This window comes from Marinimicrobium hydrolyticum (assembly GCF_030848505.1).
Classification (GTDB): domain Bacteria; phylum Pseudomonadota; class Gammaproteobacteria; order Pseudomonadales; family Cellvibrionaceae; genus JAVDDU01.
Genome location: NZ_JAVDDU010000008.1, coordinates 1 through 25,565, shown reverse-complemented (window position 1 = coordinate 25,565; position 25,565 = coordinate 1). Strand labels below are relative to the sequence as shown.

Here is a 25,565-nt window from a genome sequence, read left to right as displayed (position 1 = left end):
TAAAGAAGGAATTAACAATGCTCGATGTCTGGCTGATTGTACTTGCGGTACTGCTACTGGCCTGGGTGGTGTGGATCTATAACCGGTTGATCCGGGCCAGAAACCTGGTCAATACCGCCTGGAGCGATATTGACGTGCAGCTGACCCGGCGTCACGACCTGATTCCCCAACTGGTCAGAACCGTAAAGGCCTACACCAGCCATGAGCGGACCCTCCTGGAAACCGTCACGGAACTGAGGTCGCAAGCGCTCAACAGCGATCGCCCCGCCACTCTGGCCCCTCTTGAAAACCAGCTCGAACGCTCCTTGGGCCAGATATTTATCCTGCAGGAAAACTACCCGGACTTAAAAGCCGACCAGAACTTCGCCCAGCTGCAAAAAGATCTGGTGGAAACCGAAAACGTTCTGCAGTACGCGCGCCGCTTTTACAACGGCGCGGTCCGCCAATTGAATGACCGGGTCTTGCAGTTTCCCGATCTGTTGATCGCCCGCCTGTTTCGCTTCACCACCGCCGACTACTACAACGCCGAGGCCGGCCACCGGGAGAACGTCTCCGTTAAAGAGGGAATGCAATGAAAACAACCGCCCCGCTCTTACTGTTACTCATTTTTCTGTGCGCACCCGTGGCGGCCCAGGAGCGCATACTGAATTTCCATTCCGATATTCAAGTGTTGCCCAGCGGCGAACTGGAAGTGACCGAAACCATTCGCGTGCGCGCCGAAGGCAACCGCATTCGCCGGGGCATATACCGGGACTTTCCCACCCGCTACCACGATCGTCTGGGCAACCGCGTAATGGTGGAATTCGAACCCTTGGGCGTGGAGCGCGATGGCAAACCCGAACCCTGGTTTACCGAAAACCTGCCCAACGGAGTACGAATCAATACCGGCGATGACCGCTTCTTACCAACGCCACTGGAAACCACCTACACCCTGCGCTACCGCACCGATCGGCAAATGGGTTTCTTTGACAACTACGACGAACTGTACTGGAACGTTACCGGCACTGGCTGGGTGTTCACCATTGAACAAGCCAGCGCCCGCGTGCAACTCCCCGCAAACGTAAGCGCCGATCAACTGGAATTAAACTACTACACTGGCCCCCAAGGCAGCCAGGCCCAATACGCCGAAGCAACCGTAGTAGAACCGGGAGTGGTGGAGTTTGCCACCACAGTACGGCTGCAATCTTACGAAGGCCTGACAATTTCCGTCGCCTTTCCCAAAGGCATAGTGGCAGAGCCGGAAGTGACACAGCGCTTTATCTGGTTCCTGAATGACAATCGGGCCCAGTTATTTTTAATACTCGGTTTGCTAGCCGTGTTCGCGTTCTATATGCACCAGTGGCAACGCAAAGGGCGCAACCCCACACCGGGGCCAATCTTTCCCCGCTACTACCCACCCGAAAGCTTCTCCCCCGGCGGCTTACGCTACCTTAAGCGCACCACCTACGACGACCGCTGCTTCTCGGCGGACCTGGTGCAACTGGCCGTAAAAGGCCATGCCGTTATTCGCCGCGAAAAAGTCGGCAGAAAAGATCAGTGGATCGTACAAAAACCTGATCAACCCAGCGATCAAGAACTCACTTACAGCGAAAAAATTCTCGCCGAAAAGCTGTTCTCCGGAATTTCCGTGCTGGAACTGGACCAAAAAAACAGCCAACACCTGGCCAAAGTCGAACAAGCGCACTCCCGCGCCCTATCAAAACGATTCAAGCCCCGGTACTTTGTGAACAATGGTGGCGTCACCGCCATAGGCTTTATCACTTCTATCGCCATAGTTGTGCTCGGCTTCCTGTTTGCCACTAACGTAGCCTCCGTCACCCTATGGGCGCTGGTGCTTGCCTTCGTACCCCTGAACATCGTCTTCGGTTACCTGATGCCCAGACCCACCGAAGAGGGCCAACGCCTAAAAGACCACATCAATGGTCTAATCTTATACATGAGCGTCGCCTCCAAAGACGAGATCGCCCGCCTGCAACACCGCAACCCGGACGAACCACCCCTAAACGCCGAACGATTCGAATCCCTACTGCCGTTCGCCCTAGCGCTGAACGTTGAGGACGCCTGGACGGACAAATTCACCCGCGCCGTAGGTCTCGAAGAAGCCAACGCCGCCCTACACAACCGCATGGCGTGGTACCACGGAACACGAGCCCTCGCTCTACAAAATCTCGGCAGTGACCTGGGCAAATCCCTAAGCAACCAAATCGCCTCCGCCTCTACCCCACCTGGCACCAGCAGCGGCGTGGGCGGTGGCGGCTTCTCCGGAGGAGGCGGCGGCGGTGGTGGAGGTGGTGGGCGGTGACATTGCCGGGCCCGGGCGAAATGCTAGCGCCATTTCTATAGCTTCACTCAAGACCAGAGTGATACTATAGTGGCACTTCGAGCGAGGGCATCCCATGAAAGTAGAGCTAGTAACCAATCTCAAGCGTCAAGCCACTAAAATTCTTGCCGATTTACACGCCAGCAAAGAAGCTGTGCTGATAACCGAGCATGGCCAGCCATCGGCCTATCTGGTCGATGTTCAGGACTACGAATTCATGCAGCGCAGGCTGGCGCTGCTAGAGGGGTTGTCCAAGGGAGAAAGGGCAATCCTGGAGGGTAAAACTACCCCGCATGACCAAGCCAAGGAGCGGATGCAGAAGTGGCTGAAATAATATGGTCGGATCCAGCATTGGAGCAGCTTGACGACATTGCTGAATACATCGCGCTGGATAAGCCGGAGGCCGCTTCAGGCCTTGTCAAGAAAGTATTCTCGACCGTCGACAGACTTGAACAGTTTCCGGAGTCCGGTCATGTGCCACCCGAAGCCCCAAACTCAATTTATCGGGAAGTGCATGTCCAGCCCTGCCGTATATTCTATCGCCCAGAAGGTGATGCCGTCCTGATAGTTCATGTCATGCGAGAAGAAAGGCAGTTACGCAGATTTCTTCTAGACGCCGATCTGGACAACTAGCCATTAGTTCCACTTATCCACGCGACCCGTACCATAACGCTTTGAACTGGTTGTACTCATAAAACCGCAACCCGGACGAACCACCACTAAACGCCGAACGCTTCGAATCCCTACCTGCCGTTTTCCTTTTAGAAGACGCCTAGATGGACAATTTCAGTTAGCGCCGCCCTAAACAATCGCTTGACGTGGTGCCACGGAACACGAGTCACCGCTTTACACAACCTCGGCAGTGACCTGAGTAATCCCTAAGCAACCAAATCCTCTGCCTCCACCCCACCCGGAACCGGGCGGCGGTGGCTTCTCCGGCGGAGGCGGCGGTTGCGGTGGTGGTGGAGGTGATGGGCGGTGATCTGGTTGTGGGATCGGGACTACCAAAACTTGACCACGCGGGGCTTTGGCGGTAGTTTCAACGAAGCCTAACAAAGAAGTGGAACCTGATTGATCTGTTAGCCATCCAAGTTCCCCAAAAAAGAAGAATCCTTATGGACATCGAAAATCAAATGGCCGCCTTCATAGATGGGCTTTTTGACTATTTTAAACACCTGTCCACCCTTAATTCGGGTGCAATCTTGATTGTGTTGGCGTTGGCAGATAGGTTCGCCAGTCCCGCCGAGGGGCTGCAAGCTCTGTACGCGGCTGTGTTCGCATTTTGCGGTGCGTTGATTGCTTCGGTCTTTTCCATGGCCATTCTCGTTTTTAACAGGGGAAGAGCAACACTTTCCGACGCAACAACGCACCTGCTAGCTCCTGGTTTGGCTATCTCGGGTATTGGATTTTGCGGTGGTATATTGCTGATCGGTTTTCATACTCTTAATGTGGCAGGCTAACAATCACACTAAGCACCCTCACTCCATCCGTAAATTCGCAGGTTGAATGTGAGGCGTCATTGAGGTGTCATGAAGAAAAAATTTATTGAAGGCGAGGACGCAGTTAGCGGATTAAGGGAAATCAACAGTCAATTCGAAACAATAGCGCATGAGCTAGAGTCCCAATATAGTCTTTCCCGTGCAAAGTATGCACTTGACTGTTTAACTGCGAGCACCCCTGTCACTTATGGCGCGCCCCTCGATTCGTTCAAAACAACAATTGAAAGACACACTGGCGGAAAGATATCGGTGGAGGAAAGTGGTGAAATACTCAATTACTTAGAAAAACTCCATCGGCCTCACAATAAATTTCAGTTTACTGAACTCTGCAATCATTTAAGTAATTTTGAAGGGAAAGTCGAAATTATTGAGGAGGGCTATACGCTACTAGACCTTTTTAAAAATAGCGTATGGGTCCCTTTTTTCGCCGACAATGAAAAAATAGTAGCTGGCCTTGCATGTGCGATACGACGGTCTTTGGATAGGATTCTAGACACTCATCAAAAGCTGTTTTTGAGTAACTATTCAGGTATTGACTGCCCCTATGTCTTTGAAGAATTTGTTGCGGATATATTTGAGGGCTTGGGTTACGAAGTCAACCGAACTCCGAGATCGGGCGACTACGGCATCGATATCATCGCTCGGAGCGATAGTGATTGTATAGCAATACAAGTAAAGCGGTATTCTATAGGGAACAACATAGGCGCTAAAGAGGTTCAAACCACACTGGGTGGCATGCAGTACGCTGACTACCGCGCCAACAAATCGATAATTATTACTACGTCCGACTTTACTGTAAGAGCCTTACAGCAAGCTAAGGGGTGTCCGATAGAGCTCTGGACTTCTGAAGATCTATACTCGGTAGTTCGCGAACACATAGAAAAGACTATTAAGAACCTGGATACACTCGGTTTCAAATAGAATTTATTTGAAGAGCCAGCCAACTTTTATCGATTAGCTAGATATTTTCGTACCCGAAGTCAGCTTAGGCTAACAATCAGAAAAATCATTGGGAGAAATAACTATGATAGCAAGACTAAAATTCGCAATGCGGTTCGTGATGTATGCTTCAATGATGTTTGGCGCGATATTGGCAAGTGGCTGCGCGACTACCGGTATTTCAGAGGACAATTTGCAGGCGCTGACGCTGGATAATGGCGAGTTAGAATACAATCATGTGCACAGCGTAGACGGAGTAAGCGACGAAGAGCTATATGATCGTGCGATGCAGTGGATGGCAAGGAACTATAGATCCGCCAACGACGTTATTCAGCTTGAGGATAGAGATGGCAAAAGAGTAATCGGAAAGGGGGCGTTCTCGGTGCCTTTCATGATGATAACCAGCACCGTTCGTCATACAATTCAAATAGACACGAGAGATGGTCGGTACCGACTGAGTATAGATGGACTTAGGGTTGTTCCAGACAGTGGTAATGAGTGGAATCTGGCCGACGCTGTTGGTCCTCAGAGATCAATCGTATCCGGCACTGATAAAAGAGTTTTTGAGCTAGTAAACAGCTTAGCTTCCGCCATGTCGGTGGATGCAGCCGAAGACGAGTGGTAAATTGCTTTCCCGCGAGGCGGACAAATGAATGTTTTCAGCATTGAGCTTTGCTCGCAAACGCAACCTAAAAGCAATAGCATACAAATGGCCTCCCTTATGAATACCAAAAGAGTTGTTACAGGGTTTTTGGTCGCACCCTTAGCCCCAGCCTTTATGCACGGATTGTTTATGGGTGGGCTGCCCGGATTTTTGTTTGCTGCTTTCTTTTCATACTCAGCCACGTTAGTGCTAGGTTTGCCGGCTCTATTTGCTTTTACTCAGTTGGGTTGGCTTAACCTGTGGGCAACACTTGTGGCAGGTGCAGTGTTAGGGACAATTGTTGGCTGTATTCTCATTATCGCCTTCAGCTCAGGGCTGTATATTACGTCTTCAGCGCTGCTTATGGTAGCAATGCTGTCTGCCTATGGATTTTCTGCTTCAGCCACGTTCTGGTGGATAGCAATTCGGGATCCACTTAACCCAAGACCAGGAGTGACTAGTGCGCCATGAGCAGTGTGATTAATAGGATGAAACAAACGAATAGCCTCATGTGGTCGGTAATTATTCTAGTACCCGTTGCCCTTGTAGCTTGGGCTTTAATTGCAGCTTCAATGGCGGAAAGTTTAGTGGAGGCATCCACCGTACGCCTCATCACCCCTACAGAAGAGCAACTTTTGGAAATCGACCCTCATATTGTGGCCGAAATTCTGGTGAGCACCATTGATCAATATGAAGCGATGAATCAAGCCTGGGAGAAGTCCATTTGGATTCACAAATTTTGGATTATAGTTCTGTCCGGATTGGTTTTTTTGCTGAGTGTCGTAATGGTCATACTGGCGAAGCTAAGATTCAAATAATAAGAGAGTGGAGGCAGGGAAACAAAGGTGAAAGTAGCTAACAAACGTATTTTGTTTACCCCCCAACGGGGTGAGACCACCGTTTGGCTTCGCTATACTAAGGCCCCAAATGAGGCAGCCCCCACTCAACATGCACCTTGAACCCGCAAACCTACTTCAAATCCTCTTCCTATTCCTAACGCTGTTCGGCTTGTTGCTGGTGCGGCGGGCTAGCCGATTTAGTTCGCTTGGCTTGTTGCTGTGTCTTCAGGCTGTTTTGATGTTGTTTAACTTTCTGGAAGAAACGGGCATTACACGTGATTACTATTTACTCACGCCGGTTTTTACGTTGGGCTTTGGTCCGGCCATTTATTTGTTTGTTCGGCATCTGACTTTCGGGGAGTTTCCGCCCTACCCTAGCCTGGCGCTGCACTTTTTGCCTATGGTGTTGGCGCTGCCTTTTACGTACTGGCCGCAATTGGTGATTGCGCTGGGCAGCGTGAGCCAGGCTTGTTATTTGGCGGCGGCGGTCTTGTTGGTGCGGCGCTATCACCGTGCGGCTTATGCCAGCCGGTCCGATGCGCCGCAGTTGCGATTGGATTGGTTGACGGTGTTGCTGGGCGTGTTTGTGGTCATGATGCTGCAGGACTTGCTCCGGCTTAATCTTCAGCCCTATGCGCCCTTGGCCTGGCTGCAGGGTTGGTATTTCTTCAATACCACCATCTACTTTGTGCTCACTGCTTACCTGATTCTAAAGGCGGTGCACCAGCCGGAGTTGTATGAGGGGTTGGCGGTGGCCAGGGAGTTGCGGTTGGATTTGTCCTCCCCCACGGCCGATGCGAGCCGTGTTGACACCGAGGCGGCGGTTATCTTTGCGCAGCTGGATGAGCAGATTCGGTCACAAGCGCTGTTTAAACAACCGCGCCTTGGGCTGCGCGACTTGGCTTCGGTGACCGGCTTGCAGGAAAAGACCATCTCCTGGGCCATTAACCAGGGCGCCGGGAAGAACCTCTCTGACTATATCAATGGCTTGCGGGTGGAGGCTTTTTGTCAGGCGCTCGATCCGCAAGCGCCCAACGCCAATATGCTCGATTTGGCCATGGCGGTGGGCTTTGGTGCTAAATCCACCTTCAATAGCGCCTTCAAGAAAGAAACCGGCCTTACGCCCAGCCAGTACTTGCAGCGCCAAAACACCTCAAAACCCGCCTAAATCAGTACAGAATCCAGATTCTGGACGCCGCACCCCTCCCCTAGCCGCTATAAAGGGGCTTTTAGGGGCAATAAACATGATTCATCAAACACGAAGGCGTGCGGTTGGGTTTTGCCGTTGGGTGTTGTGCAGCGCCTCATTGCTGACGCTGGCCGCCTGCGCACAAGAACCTACCCTGGCAGAGCGCTGGGCAATGGATATCGATGCGCTTCAGCATGAACTGGAATCACGCCACATTGACCTTTACCACAGCATCAGCCAAACAGAGCTCACCGAGCAGTTGGAGGCGATCAAGCGCCAGCTGCCCGACCTGACTCAACCAGAAATCATGGTCGCTCTAATGCGCACCATTCAACAGGTGGGCGATGGCCATACGCAGTTCAGCTATTGGGGCGCACCGCACCACCGCTTCCCGCTTCGCTTACAGCTATTCGAGAGTGAGCTTAGGGTTATAGGAACAGATCAAAACAACCCAGACTTGCTGGGTATGCGCCTACACGCCGTCGACGACACTCCGCTACCGGAAGTCATCGAGCGGCTCAAACCAGTCCAGATGGGCGTGGAGAACGCCTATTCCGAACGGCACCAACTGACCAGCACCCTGCCCGTTGCGGAAGTACTGAATGGCTTGGGCGTCACCAGGAGCATCCAATCAGCTGAATTCGTCTTTATGGATGATGAAGGCAAGTTGCACACCCGCTCATTAACCAGCCTCCCGGCGGACAAAGCACCGCAAGCCGTAACCATCACTCTTGAGCCCGACTTGCCAGAGGGCTTTGTACCCAACCGGCTATCCCTGGATGGCCTGAAGCTCTATTTACAGCCAGGCCAATCCACCGCCTACCTTCGTTTTGATCGCTACCCGACGCAGCGGCAGATGGAACGATTTGCGCGAGGGCTAAAAACCGAGTTTTCCAGACAAGGTATTCAACGCGTGATTGTTGATCTGCGCCACAACGGCGGCGGCGACCTTTTTGTGGGTTTAACGCTGGCCTGGGGGCTGATTCTGATTGATGACCTGGATTGGAAAAACGGCATTTACGTACTAACCGGCCCGCAAACCTTTTCCGCCGCCATGAGTAACAGCGCGCAGTTCCGACAACTCCTCAATGCGCGCCTGGTTGGCGAGCCCACCGGCGCTAACCCCGTGGGGTACCAGGATGCCGACACCTTCCAACTACCCCACTCCGGCTGGACGGTCATGTACTCCAAGCGTCTGTACCGCTTTCAGGAAACAGAAACTGAGGGTGTACAGCCGGATGTATTGATCGTACCGGATTGGGAGCAGTTCAAGAACGGCGTAGACAATCAGCTTCAGTGGGTTCTGCAAGCTCTGCAAAACGGCCACATCCAGTAAATACCCACACGAACTTTTTAACGAAGGATTCTGTTTATGAAGAAATATCTATCAACAATTGTACTGTATGTACTTGTAACAGTAGGCGCTCAAGCGAATGAATATGACCGGGTTTTACTCAGTATCGAAACACTCTTCTCCGCAATATCGGCGGGTGACCTAAAAGCGATGGAGGAACAGGTTACGCCTGAGTTCATCCTGGCAGAGCATGGCGAGGTTTGGGATATTGGGGACTTAATGGACGTGGTATCCGCAACAAAGGCCACCAGAACCAACTATTTCAGCGTTATCCGCGTGGATGTTTACGAGCACATAGCCGTTGCGAACTACTGGAACAAAGCCAACTTTCAGATTGCGAATATTAACGAAGATGTAATTTGGTTAGAAAGCGCTGTGCTGCAAAACATCGATGATGATTGGGTGTTGTTCCAAATGCATTCAACCAGACTGCCCTCCGAAACGGTGCCAGAGGGCGTGGTGTTTACTCGCGACTTACTACAAATGCCAAGCTACCCTTGAGCTGGAAACAGGTCCTTAAGAATTTCCGGCTCCTCTAGGACATCTATTGCGCCGAGAAAGCTCTTTAGAGGCTTTCCCGGCTTTTTGGACGCACCTGTCGCATCCTGGGGCGGGCCACGAAACCCGACACAGTTTGAGGTCCGCCGCCGGCCTTTCTGGCGCTTAAAACCACAGAGCTCCAGCCCCCCCCCCCTTCGCCCTCAGTCTTGCCCCTTTGGATATGGACTTCCAGAAACTCTTCCCTGTAGTTATCCAGCACGCTAGAATGTAATTGTTTAGAATATACTTAATAGATTTTACCCTTTACCATCAATAACTTATAATATATTTTTGTATATAGCTTGGAGTTAACATGGAATTTCCGCTAAGGCTTGTGAGCCCCAGTTTTGACTCTCAGCTTACGGATACGCTGATTGAACTGAACCATCTGAGGAAGCTCCGCCTGCAGGGGACGACGGCGCCTTGGATCTTTTTTCAGCTCAGGGACATTTTCCACATTTTGGAAAGTGTTGGCTCAGCGCGGATTGAGGGGAATAGGACAACGATCTCTGAATACATTGAGAAAAAAATAGAAAACAATGAGCGTTCGAGTGAGCGGGTCTCAGAGATCGCGAACGTCGAAGCAGCAATGAAATTCATTGAAGAGAACATCGGTGAAGGGTCTGATGTCACGCATCTCTTTATCCGGGAGCTTCATCAATTAGTTGTCGGTGATTTAACGCGAGAGGGAGATAAAACGCCAGGTGCGTACCGGACGTGGAACGTAGAGATTACCGCATCGACTCATGTGCCACCAGAGTCTTTCAAAGTTCAGCCGTATATGGATGAACTATTGGATTTTGTGAACAAAAAAGGTCCAGATAAATACGATCTGTTAAAAACAGCTATTGCTCATCACCGGTTCACCTGGATCCACCCATTTGGGAATGGAAACGGTCGGGTTGTCAGGTTGATTACCTATGCTCTTCTGATCAAGTATGGATTCAATGTTAAGGATGGCAAGATACTGAATCCTACCGCGGTATTCTGCAATGACAGGGACTTCTATTACGAAAAGCTCTCAGAGGCCGACACTGGTACAGATGAATCCCTGCTTAGCTGGTGCGACTATGTTCTCACAGGTATTCTCCAGGAAGTCACAAAAGTCAATAAACTTCTAGATTTTAATTTTCTATACAAAAAGATCCTGGTTCCAACCCTAAGTTTGGCAATCGACCGTGGATACCTGAATAACGAAGAGGCAAGAGTGCTAAGTGTAGGCATAAAGAAACAGCACTTTAAAGCGGGCGAGCTAGACGGCGCGCTGGAAGGGCTTACTATAAGGCAGCGTACACATCTAATATCCAAGATGAAAGACTCAGGGTTTATCCGACCACTTAAAGAAAATGGGCGAACCTACAGCGTGAGCTTTATGAATAACTTCCTCATGAGAAGCTTAATACAAGTGTTGGAAAAAGAGCGTTTCATTCCAGCGATTAACTAACAGCGTACCATTAATCGATCGATTGATAGACTCTCCAGAGATAAGCGTGGGTAACCAGCTTCACTAGGTGCTCAGGCGTTCAGCGGCAGAGTGATGCTTACCCGCAAGCCGCCATGCTTTCGGTTTGAGAGCGCCATTTGGCCGTTATGCGCTTCGACGATTTCCCGGCATAGGGGTAGCCCTACTCCGCTACCACCAGTTTTTGTGGAATAAAACGGGAGTAGCGCATTCTGAAGGACGTCGGACGACATGCCGGTGCCGCGATCGGAGATCTCGATGATGCTAGCTTTACTGCTTTGGTGAATGCGCAAATTGATTTGCTCGGGAGATGAGCCGGACTCGGAGGCGTTTTTAAGCAAATTCAGTAATACCTGGTGAAGTTGTCCGGCATCGAAATAGCCCGGTTCGCTCGGTAGTTCCTCAAGCAGGTTAAAAGGGTATCCCCGCGTCAAACCTTGGTAAAACTTATGCCAGTCCACGGCCGCTTTATTGGGGCGCGGCAGCTTGGCAATGTCCGCATACTTTCCGACGAAGTTCTTCAAATGTTCCGAGCGTTCGGCGAGGGTGTCGAACACGTCTGGCAATTCAGCGTATTGGTTTTGTGCAAGCAGCAGCTTACCCGAATGTGCCAGAGAAGAGATGGGCGCAAGGGAATTGTTGAGCTCGTGACTGATGATCCGAATGACCTTTTTCCATGTGGCCGCCTCCTGGCGGTTTATCTCTCGGGTCATTTCCTTGATGAGAATCAGGGTGTGGTCCTTGGCATTGAGCACGAAGTGGCCGCAGGACAGGTGATGCAGCGCTTCGCTTTGATCGTTAAGCCGAAAGATGCCGCTTTGCTCCGCCTCTATGGCACTGAGTAGCAGCGGCGATTCTTCCAATAACTGTCGAAGTGGCAAGCCGGTAATGGCCTTTCCGTGATTGAGAAGGTGTTCCGCAAGGCGATTGGAGTAGATGATACGTTTGCTCTGATCGGATATCAGGACGCACATTGATGAGTTTTCTATTACGGTATCGAGCAGTAATTCACGCTGAAAAATGCTTTGTCGTTCCTTGCGCAGAGAGTCAACCAAAGTGTTGTAGTTCTGAAATATTCCATCCAATTCTATCAGGCTGCTGGGTGCGAGGGTCATGCTGAAGTCGTTGTCTTTTAAGTTGAGCAGCCCTTGATCAACAGCTTTCAAACCGAGCTTTAAATGCCGGCTTACCGCCACCGTTAGAATAAAAGCAGCGCATAGACCAGCCAATAGGCTGAGCACAAAAGCCAGCCAGCCCCCCTGAAAAACCAGTACGGCTACGGCGGCGCTCATTGACGTAACAACAACGGAAAGCACCATGGCCAACAGCAGTCGAGCGTCCAACGATGGCGATAGGTTTTTAGGAAGTTTTAATGTCATATTGTTCCATGCGCCGGTAAAGGGCCTGCCGAGATAGCCCAAGTTGTCGCGCAGCGCGGGCGACAACGCCCTGGTTCTGGCGCAGAGCCTCTTCAATCATCTCTCGGCTGGGTTCCACCACTACTCGACTGGGCGTCGCTTCGTTTTCGGCGAAGGCGATGCCGAAATCCTCTTGGGTTGGATTTTCGCCGTCGCTCAGGATGGCCGCGCGTCGGCAGGCATTTTCCAGCTCCCGGATGCTGCCGGGCCAGGGCCAGGATTGCAGGGCTTTGACGGTGCTGAGCTCCAGCTTCACGTTATCACCCAAAAAGTGACGCACCAGTGGCAATATATCTTCGGGGCGTTCAGCCAGTGATGGCAGTTTGAGTTCGAATACATTTAAGCGGTAGTACAAGTCTTCCCGGAAGTGTCCTTCCGCAATCGCCTGGGTCAGATCGGTATTGGTAGCACTGATCAGCCTAACATCGCAGCGGCGGGTTTCACTGGAGCCCAGGCGCTCGAACTCACCGGATTGCAAAACCCGCAGCAGCTTGGCTTGACCGCTAGCGGATAGGTTGCCCAGCTCGTCAAGAAACAGTGTGCCCCCATGAGCGGCCTCAAAACGCCCAATGCGGGTCTTGGTGCTACCCGTATAGGCTCCCGCCTCGGCACCGAAGAGTTCGGCCTCCATTAAATCGTTGGGTAATGCCCCGGCATTGACGCAAATAAAGGGCCCGTCACGGCGCTCGGAATTGCGTTGTACAATTTTCGCAATTTTTTCTTTGCCGGAGCCGTTGGGACCAGTGATCAGTACCGGCACCTGAGTGCGGGCAATCTTAACGGCCATGGTCAGTAGCTGATGCATGGCTTCGCTTTGGTAAATAAGGCCACAGAGATCCGCAGCTTCGCTTAGCTCTTTACGCCGGCTCTCGTTGAGCTGGGTGCGCTGAAGCTGTTCGGCTTGTAGCTCCTGAAGTTCAAGCAGATTTTTGACACTGGTAATGAGCTTATTGTCGTCCCAGGGTTTGCCCAGATAATCGGCGGCGCCTTGTTTGACCAACTCAATGGCGGTTTCCAGTTGGGTCCAGGCGGTAATCAATATGATGGGTAGATCGGGGCGTAGGGCTCTGATGGCGGAGAACAGCCGCTTGCCCTCTTCCCCTGAGGTGGTGTCCTGGCTGAAATTCATATCCTGTAGCACCAGGGCAATCCCCGGGTTCTGCTCCAGCCGCTGGATACCGGCCTGAGGGGTGAGAGCCACTTCGCTGTCGATTTGGTGTAGGCTCAGCAACAGCTTCAGGGCTTTGCCTATGCTCGGGTTGTCGTCAATGATCAGAACTTGCTGCAAAGTGGCTGTCTCTCTTCCATTGAAACGGGGCTTAGCACGTCGTGCGCTTATGAGCTGGCGACTGCTTCGCTTGGCGATATTCGGGCGGCTCGTTGCGCCGGCACGGCGGCTGCCAACAGCGTAATTACCAGCACCGACAATCCAGCGAAGGGAATATACACCCAGGGTAAAAAATCGAATGCGTAGTTGCGTACCAGGTAGTGACTGGCCCAAAAAGCTATCATAGCACCGCATGCGGTGGCGGCGAAAACCAGCAGAGAATTTTCAAGCAAAAAGTAGCGCATGATATCCGCCCTGGTGGCGCCCAGGGCACGGCGAATACCAATCTGCTTTCGGCGTTGGTTAACCCAAAAGGTGGTGATGCCGACTATTCCCAGCATGTTGACAAAAATCAGCAATGAGATCACCGCAGAAAGGAGAATAATCATGGCGTAGTCAGCGCTATAGTTTCTCTTCCGAATGTCTTCGAGGGTTTCCTCATTTGTGATCGTGCGGGTTGGGTCCAGGGCCATGAGTTCATTTGCAGCGGCCGTCAGAACTTTCTCTCGGTCCTCTCTCTGGGTGCGCAACAGGTATGTAATCCAGCGGTTTTCACCGATACTAGAAAAAATGAAGTTCCGGTAGGCCAGATCAGCATTGGGAAAAGGGCCTATGGCATCTCGAACAACACCCACGATATGGGTGGGAACCTCGCCATAGGCGTACACGGTTTGGCCCACGGCAGACTGGTCGGGAAACAACGATGTGGCGGCCGATTCTGTAACTATGGCAAACATGTGGGCTGGGGTGGCTTGAGTTGCATGGTAGGTAATTTCTTCCGGCAAGAAATTTCGCCCTTCTAATAACTCCAAGCCCATGGCATCCAGGCCATGGTGATCCATTTCCATAAAGCCGTTGAAGCTCGTATTCAACATTGAGGCGGATTCTCCCTGCTGTGTGCTAACTGAGTTGTTACTTCCAAAATTTGTAAACGGGACGCCGGAAATATGCGCGACACTGATTACACCTGGAATCGTTTTCAGGGCCGCAATATCCCTCTGAATCACATGCTCCCTGGGGCCACTGGAGGCGCCTTCCCTGGTTTCAACTATTGCCGCCTGATGGTGGGCAAAGCCCGAAGGCCGGGATATGTGGTCAACCCTTTGCTGGATGAAGAACAAGGCGTTGCTGACGATGGCGATACTCAACGCTAGTTGTGCGACGATCAGAAACGGTCCAATTTTGCTGCGCCACAGGCTTTTGATGATGGGTGACAGATCTAACATGTGAAATGCTCCTGAAGGCAACCGTGCTATTGAGTTTTCAAATAACGGGAAGGCTCGGCACGCGAGACTTGCCAAGCGGGAATTAGTCCGCTCAACAGACTGCTTGCCAAAGCTAAAACCAATGCGGCCAACAATGTGAAGTTATTGATCACAGCGATGGCGTCGTAGCTACTGTACAAGCTGCGTATGCCAGCCAGCCCCAGCGAGGAGAGCATCAACCCCAGAAGGCCGCCCGCCAGACCAATGGCGGCAGCCTCGGTTAGGTGCTGAACAAAGATCGCGCCGCGACTGGCACCCAGAGCACGACGCAAACCGGCTTCCGGTGCTTTGCGCAGGAACTTTGCCAACAGAAGGACCACCGAATTCACAAGACACACCAGCAAAAAGGCTAGCGCCAGCGCCACCAGAATTTGGTTATCTCTGGATACTATCTGGCCGAGTTCAAGCCACTTTTCGGGAGTGCTCAGGGCAAATTTTAGCGGCCTATCAAAGCGACCGAGCTGCTTTTGTTCGTTAATGTAGTCGTGGATGTACTGATTGAAGTCCTGAAATTGCCGCTCTCCTATTAACGACACCCAGGCTTGCACCCAGATCATTTCGCTTTCCAAATACTGAGCGTGAGTGGATGTGTCTTCGTGTTTCCAGCCTTGGATCATGCCCCAAATAGGAAAGCTACGGCGCTCGAAATTAAAGAAAGGTGCATAGATTTGGGGCGGCCCGGCAAAGCCTCCGGTCTGGAAGTCGTAAACGTTGGGGATCATTGACCACTTGTCGCTTACAACGCCCACGACAGTATAGATTTCCTCTTCCAGCAAGATGGCCTCGCCCACCGAATCAGCGCCGTCAAAGTAGCGGTTATTCATGCCTTCAGAGATAACCGCCACTTGCTCGCCGTTTCTGTCGGCGCTGTCGCTCCAGGGGGCTCCATAAACAAATTCGACGTCGAAAAATTCAAAAAAGCTGTTGGTGGTAAGGCGCGATGGCTCGGATGTGGGCTCGAGGTCAGAGTCGGGTCGCTCCAGGGTCAAACCAGCGCGAGCCATCAGCAGTGTCTGGTCGGCACGGTCTGCGAAGTAAATGGCTTTGGCGTCCTTGTAGGTAATGTTCACGGGCATGGCGTTGGGAAATCCGACTTCCCACTCAGTGGTCCAGCTGTCCAACTGCAAGCGAAACAGTGAGTCATTTTTGTGCGCCAGGGGGTTGCTGGCCATTACTGAATAGAGCGTCAAGGTGGTAAGGCTGGCGGCTATGCCAGTGGCAATGGCAACCACCATAAGAACTGACAGAACCGGGGTTTTCTTGATACTGAGCCAGGCGAGTTTTGTGTAGTATGTCCACATGCTTGTGATCCTCAATGCGCTTAGAGCACGTCTACTGCCGATGGGCTCGGGTTTTCGCGTCGGCTTGCGCGCGGCTCATAGATTTCAAAGTCGGTCACTTCGCCATCGACAATTTGGATGTTGCGTTGTGCTCGTCGGGCCAAGTCGGGGTCGTGGGTAACCATAACGATGGTCATACCCTGGGCATTGATTTCCGCGAGCATATCCATCACTTGTCGGGCCATAAGCGAATCCAGGTTGCCGGTGGGTTCGTCGGCAAGTAAGAACGCTGGCTCGCCGGCAAGGGCTCGGGCTATGGCAACTCGTTGTTGCTGGCCGCCGGAGAGTTGTCCGGGCAGATGTTTCTGCCGGGAGGCCAACCCCACCCGCTCCAACGCTTTCAGAATTCGCGCTTTTCGGGCGCTTGCCTTCATGCCCCGGTAGCGCAAAGGTACCTCGACGTTATCGTAAATATTCAGATCCGGAATCAGGTTAAAACCCTGGAAAATAAAACCAATCTTTTCGTTGCGCAGCCGAGAGCGGGCGTTGTCATTGAGCTTACTGACATTCTGGCCGTCCAGGTGATAACTGCCACCTTCGAAACTCTCTAACAGTCCCGCGATGCTGAGGAAGGTAGTTTTACCCGAGCCGGAAGGCCCGGTAACCGCAACAAATTCGCCCTGATTGACTTGTAGGCTGAAATCGCGCAGGGCGTGGGTTTCGATCATGTCGGTTCGGTAGATTTTTTTTACCGATTGCATTTTCAGCATGAGAACTTCCTTCTATCTGTTATGAATAGTTTTTGATAATTAGTTGGAAACCAGAATATTGTTTTCGTTGGGCTCAATATTCAGCGCTGATACGATGATGGTATCGCCCTCGGCGAGACCATCGATTATTTCAATATGACTCAGGCTCCTGCCGCCCAGAGTGACTGGCGTCTTGTGGCCTTTATGGCCTTCCAGCTTAAACACATAACCGCGAAAATTATCGAAATGCGGCCCGCGCCTAACCATCAACGTATCGCTGCGATTCTCCAACAAAATGCGCGCTGTTAATCGCTGGTTCTGTCGCAGATTGGCCGGAGGCTCGCCAGCAAAACGAATGCGTGCGGTTACTTGACCCTGGACTACTTCGGGGGATATGGCGGTAACCACTCCAGGGTGGTCCTGGCCACTAAGGCGAATGTGAGCATCCATCATTGGCGCCAATTCTCCAGACAGACCCTCAGCCACTTGGGCCTCAATTTCGTAGGTGGTGAGATCTACTACTGTGATTAACGGCTGGTAAGGGGCGACAGCCTGCTTTTGGTTAACCTCTATATTGCCCACCATGCCCTCAACGGGTGAAAGAATTTCCAACTCCTTTACCCGCCGCTCCAGAGCCTGAATGATCATTTGCTGGCTTTCCGACTGGAGCTTTAAAGATTGATCGTAGAATTCGGTGGAGTCGTTCGAAAGGCTTAGGTTCTGCCTCGCTTGCTCATATTCCAATTCCGCACGCTCGAGGTTATCGGCCATTTCTTCGTAGTCCAATTCGCTAATCAGTTTAAGCTGATAGGATCTGTCGGCCCGTCGCTTTTCTCTGTGCATGGCCTTTAGCTGCACTTCTGCCATCGCCAATGTTTGTTGCTGTTGCAGACGCAACTGGTCCAGTTCAATTTTCTGGCGGGCCAGATCTACTTGCAAGCGGGTTAACGCGGCGCGTTCCCGGGCCAATGCTTCTCGCAGTTCGGGGCTGTCGATGACCGCCAGAAGCTGACCTTCGCTAACCGAGTCCCCAGGCTTTACCTTTAGCACCACGGTGCCTTGCTCGGGGCTGAATAATGTGGGGCTGTTGGCCACCACGATTCGGCCCTGGGCCGTAACTTCCCGTACCAAATCACCACGCTCGACAATGGCCAAGCGCAAGCTACTGATATCCACAACCCGATCGGCCGCCAGGGTTTCGGTCAGGGAGGTAAAGCCGTAAATCAGTCCGGCCAGCACCAAGGCTCCAGCCGCCAAAGCCAGCCCCACCCGTCTGCGGCGTGTAGTCGGCGGGAGGGCACTGTCCTGATGGGCCGTATCTTGAATTCGAGTCGAGTCGGTCATTACTTTCCTTCGGCGTTTTCGTAGAAGCCTGAAGGATATATGGCAACATCTGTGCCATAGGACTCAGAACTCTTCCAAGTCTATGATTTTAAAAACCTATTCAAAAACAGCGGGAAGGTTAACTGGCTTGAAAAGTGTCCGCACAAGGTGTCCGACTGAAACTATCGGACACTGAGACCAAGAGCAAGCTGAGGCGTCAGTATGGCGAGATACTCGACGATGAGAAAAAAACGGTGTGAATCTCCTAACGGCACAGAACCGAAGTTCTAGCTCACAGCCCTAACCCTCTTTCATAAAACCCAGGTCCGTAGTGTCGAAGTTGTGCAGATTGGGGAAAACGGATCCAAAGTCGGCGCCCGGTAGGCCGAACCAATTGGCCAGTGTGGCACCATATTGGTCGATGCTGGTGGTGGGTATCAATCGGCCCTCACCGATATCGTCGTCGCTGTGCAAATTCAAATCGGGCATGGTGCCGTAGATGTCTCCACCGTTGACGGCGCCGCCCATAATCAACTGATGTCCACCCCAGGCGTGGTCGGTACCGTCGCCGTTGCTGGTGAGGGTACGGCCAAAGTCGGTTGCTGTGAACGTGGTTACCTGGTCGGACATGCCCAACTCCTGCATGGCGGAGTCAAAAGCGGCCATGGCGTTACTGACTTCCGCTAGCAAGGCCGGCTGGCGGTTGTTCTGATCGCCGTGAGTGTCGAAATCGCCAAAGCCGACAAAAAAGATCTGCCGGCTGACATCCAGCGCTTCACGGGCGGAGATCATGCGTGCAACCATTTTCATATCCGTGGCCAATCGGCCCTCAGGAAATTCAGTGGCGGGTTCGTCGTCACCCAGAGCGGCAATCAGCTCTTGGGACAACTCCCAAGCTCGCTCCTGAATCGCACCGTACTCGCGGTGGAATATGTGGGAGTCTGCCCCTTGCATTAGGGTGCGAAATACCTGATCGCGAGTAACCTGATCGTGGTTGCCCTGATAGGCAAAGGTCTCCACGCCTCGGCCACTAATGGAGTACGGGAATACGTTCTGCCCGCTCTGCCAGATATTACTGCCGCCCAGAGAGATGTTCATGGACAGGCGGTCGTTAGTGTTCATGGACTGCATGGTGTCGGCGGCGCGTCCGGCCCAACCGGTTGCGGCATTACCGCGTTCCAGTGCCTGAACAAAATTTTGTTGGTCGTTGTGGGAAAACAATTGCGGAGGCAGAGTCGCCACGCGATTTTGGTAATCGCTTTTACTGACTGGCTCAATCAGCGCACCGGCATTGGCCAACACCGCCAGACGGTTATCGGTAAACAGTTGTTGCAGCGCGCCCATTGAAGGATGCAGGCCGTAAGCAACGGAACCGGGTGTGTTCTGTTCCAACGGCAGAATATCACCCTGAGGGACGGCCAAGTTCTGCCGTACATCGCTGTAGATGTCGTACTCGTTGTTGCTGCGCGGTATCACCATATTGTAGGAGTCGTTACCACCGAACAAAAAAATACACACTAGCGCCTTGTAGTCATTGGCCGGCGGTGCTTGGGCCATGGCCAGTTGTAGGCGCGACTGGGTAGCCCAGAAACCCGCACTGCCTGCTGCGGCACCTAGGCAGCCGCGCAAAAATTTCCGGCGATTAATTTCTCGGTCAAATTTTTTCATCGGCTACCTCTGCAGTGCGAAATATGGGGAGGCGATAATCAGCGCGGCAGCTTCCGTTACCCGAACGGCGCTGCTCCAGTGGCCGCCATCAGGGGCAGGCAGTGTGGCGATGTAGTCCTCCAGAGCTTGGCGCGCCTCGGCACTCAGTTGGCCTCCGGTCAGCAACAGGTCCAGCCGGTCAATTAGCGCTCGGGGGTCCCCCGCCAGAGCTTTTTCTTCGCGCATATGCAACAGGGGTGGATAGATGTCCCAGTCCTCCTGGGCACGCGGGGGCTGATCGTGGTCAAGGTCGAGATCGAGCCAGGCGGCCGAGTTGCCGGTTAATTGATTGGTTTTGGCGATCATCACGCTTTCAGTGTGTATTTGAAATTCCGGGGCGAGCATATTGGCTTGGCTAATGGCACCGGGGTGCGAATAGCCGGGCTGGTAAAAATTGAACACTGAGAATGAACCATAAGGACGCTGGCCGGCTGTGCGATCCGAACCACGAAAGCGGATGCGCCAGTCGGTGTCGTTGCCCTGCGCGTCCTGCACAATTACGCCTCTTGCTTTGAACACTCGCCAGAAGTGGGAAAATTGCAGGATCGGTTCGCGCAGCTTGCCAAAGGTATCCGGGTTATCCAAGTGGCCGCTGCGCGCCTCGTCGTCGGTAACAATGGCTTTGATAACCGCTCGCATATCTCCGCGCACGTCCTGGCCATTGTCGTTAAAGACTCTGGCCACTCGCTCCACATAGCCTGGGCTGGGATTACTTGTAATCAGTCGCTGTATCAACTGCTTACCGATAAAGGGCCCGACATTGTCGTGGTAAAAAAGGTTGTCCATGGCCTGAGCCATGTCCTGTTCGGCGGTTTGACCGGCGGGTATTATTTGGCCGTTGAGCAGGGTTTTCTCGCCTTTATCGTGTACTTCCTGAAAGGCCTTCATGGGCAAGGCTTCGCCCACAGCATCGCTGGTCCATTCCCACCAGTGATTGGCGGTGGCGAAATTCCAGCCGGTAAAAACACGGGCAAAATCCTTGATGATGTCCTGGTCGTAAGTGGGAATTGGCTCGCCTTCTTCGTCGGTTATTACAGTGCCGTCGAGGTTAAGTTCGACCAGTCCAATACTGAACAGCTGCATGACTTCCCGGGCGTAGTTTTCGTCCGGGCGAATGTTTTGGGCTTCGTCTGCTTTACGGTTGCGCACCATGCTCAGGTATTCACCCATCATGGGGTGCAGGGTGACGTCTTCCAGCAGATCGCGGTAATTACCAAAGGCGTGGCTGGCGAGCATATCGTGGTAACTGGCGATGCCACGGCTATCATTGAACAGCACGTCCGAAACATTGGAGATCACAAAAATCTGACTCAGGGCAAAGGCCACCCGTTGGCGCAACTGGTCATCGCCGCGCAGGACAATCTCCCACCAGACGTCACTGCGCTGTAAGTCCCGTACCCAGCCGTCTTCATCCCGTTCTGGATCGGGGGTTGGATCCCAGCCCAGTTCGATGTAGCGGGCGTCCAGATGGGCGAGTTTGGGCGTAAGCGGTTTGGCAAACTGCTCCTCCAGCCAGGCGTCCTGTCCCTGAGCCATCAGGGCGGTGATGGTTTTTGCCGTAGGACCAAACGTAGTTTGGGTAAGAAAGCGGGCCGCCTCTTTTGCCTGATCCCATTCCGGAGAGCCCCGTGCGGGCAGAGCTGGATCGGGTTGGGTGTCGGGAGAAAGCTGGGTCAGTGGTGGGTCCTGCTCCTGATCTTGTTCCTCATCCTGCTCCACGTCCGGCACGTTATCGGCGGGAGGATTGGGCTGCGGCGGAGGGTTGCTAGTGCTTCCCGATGACGAATCGCCCCCGCAGCCGACTAATGACAGCCACATCGCGAGCAACAGAGTTGCCACTAGTGAGCGAGCATCGTGCATACAACGGAAGCGGAGTTTCATAGGCGACGGTCTTTTATGGTTGTAGGTCCACTATAGTGCTTCGAAGCTCCCCGTCCCATAGCTGGCGGCAGGCTCGATAGACCAAGAAACTATAAAACTTGGGGTTTTATTCTAATAAATAACTTGCAGGGATATCTTTGTCTTCTTGCAAGGTGGCGGTATCCAGTTTAAGCACTCGCCGGGATTGATTATCCAGCTGTTCCTGCGCCCACCGATACTGTGGAATACTGTTGTACACCTCCGCGTAGCTGCCGTCCTCACGAGCCAGTTCTAAGCCTTCTTCAATCCGTTCAGCGAGTTCAGTGTTGTCCTTCCCTACAAAAAAATACATGTTGTTAGGGTAATGCAGCAACAGAGTTTCCTCGATAACCAGATTCAACTCGGGGAAACGTTCGACCTCCCGTTTGATTTGATAGAGGCCGCGAGAAAAGTAGTCAAAGCGACCGGCTGCCAGCATCCGAAACAATGAATCGTATTGGGGCGAGGTGACATAGGGCAGTTTGTTAGCGTCCAATACCAGAGTATCGGGCCACTGGGCACTCGTTCCTCCTCGCAACTGGCGCAGGTCATCCAGGCTTTTCACAGCGGAGAAACGGTGTTGGTCGTCACCTCGGATCAATAAGGCGCGGTACTGATTAATCTCGCCCAGCAAGGGATGTCTAATGGCCAACAACTCAGATTCCGCCTCGCGGTGAGCGTTAAACCAGCAAACGTCTACCAGGCCTTTGTTGACCGCCGCGCGCAGACGGTGATCGACCAGATTGGGCACAGCAGGCACCAGTTGGTAAGGGCCGTGACTGGGCACGGTCTTATCCAGCGCCAGAGTTAAAACCCGGACAAAGAAGTCATTGTTGCTTCCGGGGTTAATGAGGCCATAGTTGGGAACCACAATGACCTGAGGCTCAGCCTCCTGCGCGGCCAAGCCCGGCGTACTCACCGTTGCCATTAACAGCGTCGTAAGCAACAGTGCTGCGATCAATTTTGCCATGACAGCGTCTCGGGCTTCGGTTCTGGTTCTATTATATATGTATAGTTGATTCTTACGCCAATTGAAAGCCAACCAGCATGAGTGAGTTTACGCCGTTCTAGTCAAAATTCATCCAACCAGTCCCCTCCTTCGTAGACTCCAAGATGGGCACTGGGCTCCCCCCAGAGCAGTAAAAATAGTTTACCCACCCCTCACCAATCCAGTGTATTTGCCCAAATCTCGTGCTATAAGGATGCCATCAGAGCGTCAGATTGCGGACGATCCCTGTAGGTTGTCGGCGATCGACATTCAGCTGTTGAAGTAGTCCAAGGCGATCCATTGAACTCTATACAGTTGGTTACGATGGTGTTGCTCGCAAATGTTATTACCCATCACGTTTGCCTGACGCTGGAGCGGAAGGCATCAAGGAGAAGCAATGAAAAGAACTGTACTACTTGTATCTGCTTTACTTCTGGCATCCTGCGCGTCGGTTGAACAGGGGTCCACGTTCGGCTCTGTCGCTGAGTCTGACAACGCACTTCTATACCTTTATCGAACAAAGCGGACGCAGATTGGTGGTGGTTCACCGGTAGTACGTTTGAATTCCGACGCTGTGGGGAAAGTCGCTAATGGAGGGTATATCGCCATTCGGCTTCAACCCGGTGAGAACATTATTTCAGCCGACAAAAATGCAATGGATTGGAACGTTGACTGCCCTACCCTGGTTATCGACGCAAAACCAGGTGAGGTATATTTTTCCAAATTTCTCGTCGGGCAAGACGCTGTGAACCTGTTAGCGGTAGGCAACCTTACGGCTACAAATATAAAGTGGAATTGTGCAATACCACTAGTTGATCGAGATGTGGCACTTTCTGAGCTTTCCGGCCTTACGGCCAACTCAAAACATCCCGATGGAATCGTAAACTGATTTTTATGGATTTTTCATGACCGGTTTAGGCCGTGGCCAACTGTCGATTAAATCAAATCGCATTCCTAGTGGTCACGGCCTACTGCTTTCAACCTGTTTTACTTCAACAGTTCAGTATTCACAAGGAGATAACTAGTGGCATTCACCGAAGTTGAAAAGCAAGCGTTGCTGGAACTAAAGGGTGTTGGTCCGACGGTAGTCAAACGATTTGAAGAAATCGGTATAGACTCTTTCAACAAGCTTGCGGCGTACGATGCAAAAACCATCGCTGAAATGGTGGCATCCATGCTCAGAACCACTTGCTGGAAGAATAGCCCTCAAGCTCTTTCTGCAGTCGATTCTGCTATTGCTAGGGCAAAGCAGGGATAACCCTCTGCATTCGCTACTTTCCTTCCCGCTTACCCCATTGTAAGATCAGGCTCCAGGCGAGAGTGCGCGCGAAATTAAAAGAGCCTCATCAATGGCCGAGGCTTCTTCTCCGGAAATGTTGTGCAAAATTATCAAGCTGCTCGCCTAGCCATGATTCCACTCATTCACAAAGACACCTTTTTCACTGATCTAGAGCGAGTTTCTAGCGGAGAGTCATTCGAAACCGTATTTTTAAAACCTGACCTAGGACGCTGACGCGTCTGGGTGACAGCTCACTGTTATCGGTTGAATGGATAAAATAATGAATAGAACAGCAATACTAGACATAGCCAGAATGCGCGGAGCCTCCATCTTTAAGCTAACGCTCATGGGTTCGGTCATGGGTTGTACGCTCATCATGTCAGTTTTCGGTGTTGGCGCGCTTTTCGGCCTAGAGATTTTACAATGGAATGAGCAGTACGTGACGGGGATAAAAGGGCTTGTAGCTTCGCCATTCATCGGCGCTTTTGTAGGATTACTGTTCGGTGTTTTTTCGGCCGTATTTGTCTACGTTGGGCTTAGGTTTTATTCCTTATTTAGCGGAATCTCACTTGAGTACATCCCTTCCAACCATGACAACCAGCCGTCTGAGAAAGGGACGACTGATCGAGGCGAACAGCAAGACGAACAAGAAGAGAACGCATTACTAGTACAAGATGCAGTCATCACAACGTATCTCGAAATGACCGACCGCAGTGCTTTCCAACCTGCTGGCCCTCCAGCGATAGACTTTCAATTGGTACAAGTCGAGCTGCCCTGCCCCGAGCTGAATCGTTTTCTCTACACGAGTGTTGGCGCCGATTTGTGCTGGTACAGCCGGCTTCCCTGGAGTTACGCGCAGTGGTTAGCGTATCTCGACCGGCCAGAGTTGGAAACCTGGGTTGCCTACGTATCGGGAACGCCCGCCGGGTACTTTGAGCTTGAGCGCCAGTCTGGTGGGAATGTGGAAATCGCGTATTTCGGGCTTATGCCTAACTTTATCGGCAAGGGCATTGGCGGTGCCCTCCTTTCGGAAGCCATTGCCCGAGCATGGGATATGGGGGCTAAACGCGTCTGGGTGCATACTTGCTCACTCGACCATCCACAAGCCTGTCAAAACTATCAAGCCCGCGGTTTTACAGTATTTAAGACCGAGGAGTCACTTGAGGAGTTACCCGATCATAACCTCGAACCATGGCCCGGTGCAGACCGCCCTCCAGCTTAGGGGCGTACGTAATGACCCCTTTTCAGGGTTTCCGAATGTGGCGACTGCTGATACCCAAAAATACATGCATTGGTCGTAAAAATAATAAAAGACGGACAGATATTCACTGAAATTCGTCAATATTCAGCTTTCAAGTCGCGCAGGAATACTCAAGAATAGCGCTCGAACCCCCTAATCAGAAGGAAAACAAGATGACTCTGGGTGAACGACTGAGGCAATTGCGCACGGAAAAGAGCTGGACGCAGCCCCAAGCAGCGGAAACTATTGGTATAGAGCAGTCCTATCTCTCCAAGTTGGAGAACGATAATGTAGTGGCATAGTGA

26 protein-coding genes are annotated in these 25,565 nt (G+C 52.2%); 17 read left to right on the top strand and 9 right to left on the bottom strand.

The genetic code is table 11. The features are described 5' to 3' along the window. The first annotated feature begins 17 nt into the window (after positions 1 to 17). The 13 genes from RBH33_RS13685 to RBH33_RS13625 all read left to right on the top strand — a co-directional run bounded on the left by RBH33_RS13685 (position 18) and on the right by RBH33_RS13625 (position 10,767). Complete coding sequence (locus RBH33_RS13685; RefSeq protein ID WP_306732771.1) at positions 18 to 575, top strand: LemA family protein; 558 nt, start codon at positions 18 to 20, stop codon at positions 573 to 575. Continuing rightward, a complete protein-coding gene (locus RBH33_RS13680) occupies positions 572 to 2,302 on the top strand; it encodes a DUF2207 domain-containing protein (RefSeq protein ID WP_306732770.1) in 1,731 nt (576 codons plus the stop codon). The genes RBH33_RS13685 and RBH33_RS13680 overlap by 4 nt, the downstream gene beginning before the upstream one ends. A 94-nt stretch (positions 2,303 to 2,396) precedes the next feature. Then, a complete protein-coding gene (locus tag RBH33_RS13675) occupies positions 2,397 to 2,654 on the top strand; it encodes a type II toxin-antitoxin system Phd/YefM family antitoxin (protein WP_306732769.1) in 258 nt (85 codons plus the stop codon). Beyond that, on the top strand, positions 2,642 to 2,953 hold the full coding sequence (locus RBH33_RS13670) for a type II toxin-antitoxin system RelE/ParE family toxin (RefSeq protein ID WP_306732768.1): 312 nt from the start codon (positions 2,642 to 2,644) through the stop codon (positions 2,951 to 2,953). The genes RBH33_RS13675 and RBH33_RS13670 overlap by 13 nt, the downstream gene beginning before the upstream one ends. A 482-nt stretch (positions 2,954 to 3,435) precedes the next feature. Continuing rightward, a complete protein-coding gene (locus RBH33_RS13665) occupies positions 3,436 to 3,780 on the top strand; it encodes a hypothetical protein (protein WP_306732767.1) in 345 nt (114 codons plus the stop codon). A gap of 69 nt (positions 3,781 to 3,849) precedes the next feature. Then, complete coding sequence (locus RBH33_RS13660; RefSeq protein WP_306732766.1) at positions 3,850 to 4,740, top strand: restriction endonuclease; 891 nt, start codon at positions 3,850 to 3,852, stop codon at positions 4,738 to 4,740. 103 nt (positions 4,741 to 4,843) lie between these two features. Beyond that, positions 4,844 to 5,383 carry a DUF4468 domain-containing protein gene (locus RBH33_RS13655; RefSeq protein ID WP_306732765.1) on the top strand — a complete coding sequence of 180 codons (540 nt, stop codon included), beginning with the start codon at positions 4,844 to 4,846 and terminating at the stop codon, positions 5,381 to 5,383. Between the two features lie 24 nt (positions 5,384 to 5,407). After that, the gene (locus RBH33_RS13650; RefSeq protein WP_306732764.1) at positions 5,408 to 5,872 is read left to right on the top strand and encodes a hypothetical protein; all 465 of its coding nucleotides are present in this window, start codon (positions 5,408 to 5,410) and stop codon (positions 5,870 to 5,872) included. Continuing rightward, positions 5,869 to 6,219: a hypothetical protein gene (locus RBH33_RS13645; protein ID WP_306732763.1), complete on the top strand. Its 351-nt coding sequence runs from the start codon at positions 5,869 to 5,871 to the stop codon at positions 6,217 to 6,219. Before RBH33_RS13650 ends, RBH33_RS13645 begins: the two co-directional genes overlap by 4 nt. Before the next feature lie 130 nt (positions 6,220 to 6,349). Continuing rightward, positions 6,350 to 7,408 carry a helix-turn-helix domain-containing protein gene (locus tag RBH33_RS13640; protein WP_306732762.1) on the top strand — a complete coding sequence of 353 codons (1,059 nt, stop codon included), beginning with the start codon at positions 6,350 to 6,352 and terminating at the stop codon, positions 7,406 to 7,408. 76 nt (positions 7,409 to 7,484) lie between these two features. After that, positions 7,485 to 8,765 (top strand): S41 family peptidase, encoded by a 1,281-nt coding sequence (locus RBH33_RS13635; protein WP_306732761.1) that lies wholly within the window; start codon positions 7,485 to 7,487, stop codon positions 8,763 to 8,765. Between the two features lie 36 nt (positions 8,766 to 8,801). After that, complete coding sequence (locus tag RBH33_RS13630) at positions 8,802 to 9,284, top strand: nuclear transport factor 2 family protein (RefSeq protein WP_306732760.1); 483 nt, start codon at positions 8,802 to 8,804, stop codon at positions 9,282 to 9,284. Positions 9,285 to 9,636: 352 nt separating this feature from the next. After that, a complete protein-coding gene (locus tag RBH33_RS13625; protein WP_306732759.1) occupies positions 9,637 to 10,767 on the top strand; it encodes a Fic family protein in 1,131 nt (376 codons plus the stop codon). A 71-nt stretch (positions 10,768 to 10,838) separates the two neighbouring features. Here the strand turns inward: RBH33_RS13625 and RBH33_RS13620 are convergent, their stop codons facing one another. The 9 genes from RBH33_RS13620 to RBH33_RS13575 all read right to left on the bottom strand — a co-directional run bounded on the left by RBH33_RS13620 (position 10,839) and on the right by RBH33_RS13575 (position 22,723). After that, positions 10,839 to 12,164, bottom strand: a complete 1,326-nt coding sequence (locus tag RBH33_RS13620; RefSeq protein ID WP_306732758.1) for a sensor histidine kinase — start codon at positions 12,162 to 12,164, stop codon at positions 10,839 to 10,841. Beyond that, a complete protein-coding gene (locus RBH33_RS13615; protein WP_306732757.1) occupies positions 12,145 to 13,491 on the bottom strand; it encodes a sigma-54-dependent transcriptional regulator in 1,347 nt (448 codons plus the stop codon). Before RBH33_RS13615 ends, RBH33_RS13620 begins: the two co-directional genes overlap by 20 nt. Before the next feature lie 47 nt (positions 13,492 to 13,538). Continuing rightward, entirely contained in the window at positions 13,539 to 14,756 is a 1,218-nt protein-coding gene (locus RBH33_RS13610; protein ID WP_373568269.1) for an ABC transporter permease, read from the bottom strand. Between the two features lie 26 nt (positions 14,757 to 14,782). After that, positions 14,783 to 16,096, bottom strand: coding sequence for an ABC transporter permease (locus RBH33_RS13600; protein ID WP_306732754.1), 1,314 nt, complete (start codon positions 16,094 to 16,096; stop codon positions 14,783 to 14,785). Between the two features lie 20 nt (positions 16,097 to 16,116). Continuing rightward, positions 16,117 to 16,845, bottom strand: a complete 729-nt coding sequence (locus RBH33_RS13595) for an ABC transporter ATP-binding protein (RefSeq protein ID WP_306732753.1) — start codon at positions 16,843 to 16,845, stop codon at positions 16,117 to 16,119. Between the two features lie 39 nt (positions 16,846 to 16,884). Beyond that, the gene (locus RBH33_RS13590; RefSeq protein ID WP_306732752.1) at positions 16,885 to 18,168 is read right to left on the bottom strand and encodes an efflux RND transporter periplasmic adaptor subunit; all 1,284 of its coding nucleotides are present in this window, start codon (positions 18,166 to 18,168) and stop codon (positions 16,885 to 16,887) included. Positions 18,169 to 18,447: 279 nt separating this feature from the next. Then, positions 18,448 to 19,815 carry a DUF1501 domain-containing protein gene (locus RBH33_RS13585; protein ID WP_306732751.1) on the bottom strand — a complete coding sequence of 456 codons (1,368 nt, stop codon included), beginning with the start codon at positions 19,813 to 19,815 and terminating at the stop codon, positions 18,448 to 18,450. 3 nt (positions 19,816 to 19,818) lie between these two features. Next, positions 19,819 to 21,735 carry a DUF1800 domain-containing protein gene (locus tag RBH33_RS13580; protein ID WP_306732750.1) on the bottom strand — a complete coding sequence of 639 codons (1,917 nt, stop codon included), beginning with the start codon at positions 21,733 to 21,735 and terminating at the stop codon, positions 19,819 to 19,821. A gap of 106 nt (positions 21,736 to 21,841) precedes the next feature. Next, a complete protein-coding gene (locus RBH33_RS13575) occupies positions 21,842 to 22,723 on the bottom strand; it encodes a substrate-binding periplasmic protein (RefSeq protein WP_306732749.1) in 882 nt (293 codons plus the stop codon). A 415-nt stretch (positions 22,724 to 23,138) separates the two neighbouring features. On the opposite strand from RBH33_RS13575, the gene RBH33_RS13570 reads away from it, so the two are divergent. The 4 genes from RBH33_RS13570 (at position 23,139) to RBH33_RS17800 (ending at position 25,562) form a co-directional block, all read left to right on the top strand. Continuing rightward, on the top strand, positions 23,139 to 23,630 hold the full coding sequence (locus RBH33_RS13570) for a DUF2846 domain-containing protein (RefSeq protein ID WP_306732748.1): 492 nt from the start codon (positions 23,139 to 23,141) through the stop codon (positions 23,628 to 23,630). A gap of 135 nt (positions 23,631 to 23,765) precedes the next feature. Further along, entirely contained in the window at positions 23,766 to 23,999 is a 234-nt protein-coding gene (locus RBH33_RS13565) for a helix-hairpin-helix domain-containing protein (RefSeq protein WP_306732747.1), read from the top strand. A 301-nt stretch (positions 24,000 to 24,300) separates the two neighbouring features. Further along, on the top strand, positions 24,301 to 25,242 hold the full coding sequence (locus RBH33_RS13560) for a GNAT family N-acetyltransferase (RefSeq protein ID WP_306732746.1): 942 nt from the start codon (positions 24,301 to 24,303) through the stop codon (positions 25,240 to 25,242). 191 nt (positions 25,243 to 25,433) lie between these two features. After that, positions 25,434 to 25,562, top strand: a complete 129-nt coding sequence (locus tag RBH33_RS17800; RefSeq protein WP_473752981.1) for a helix-turn-helix domain-containing protein — start codon at positions 25,434 to 25,436, stop codon at positions 25,560 to 25,562. Positions 25,563 to 25,565 lie beyond the last annotated feature (3 nt).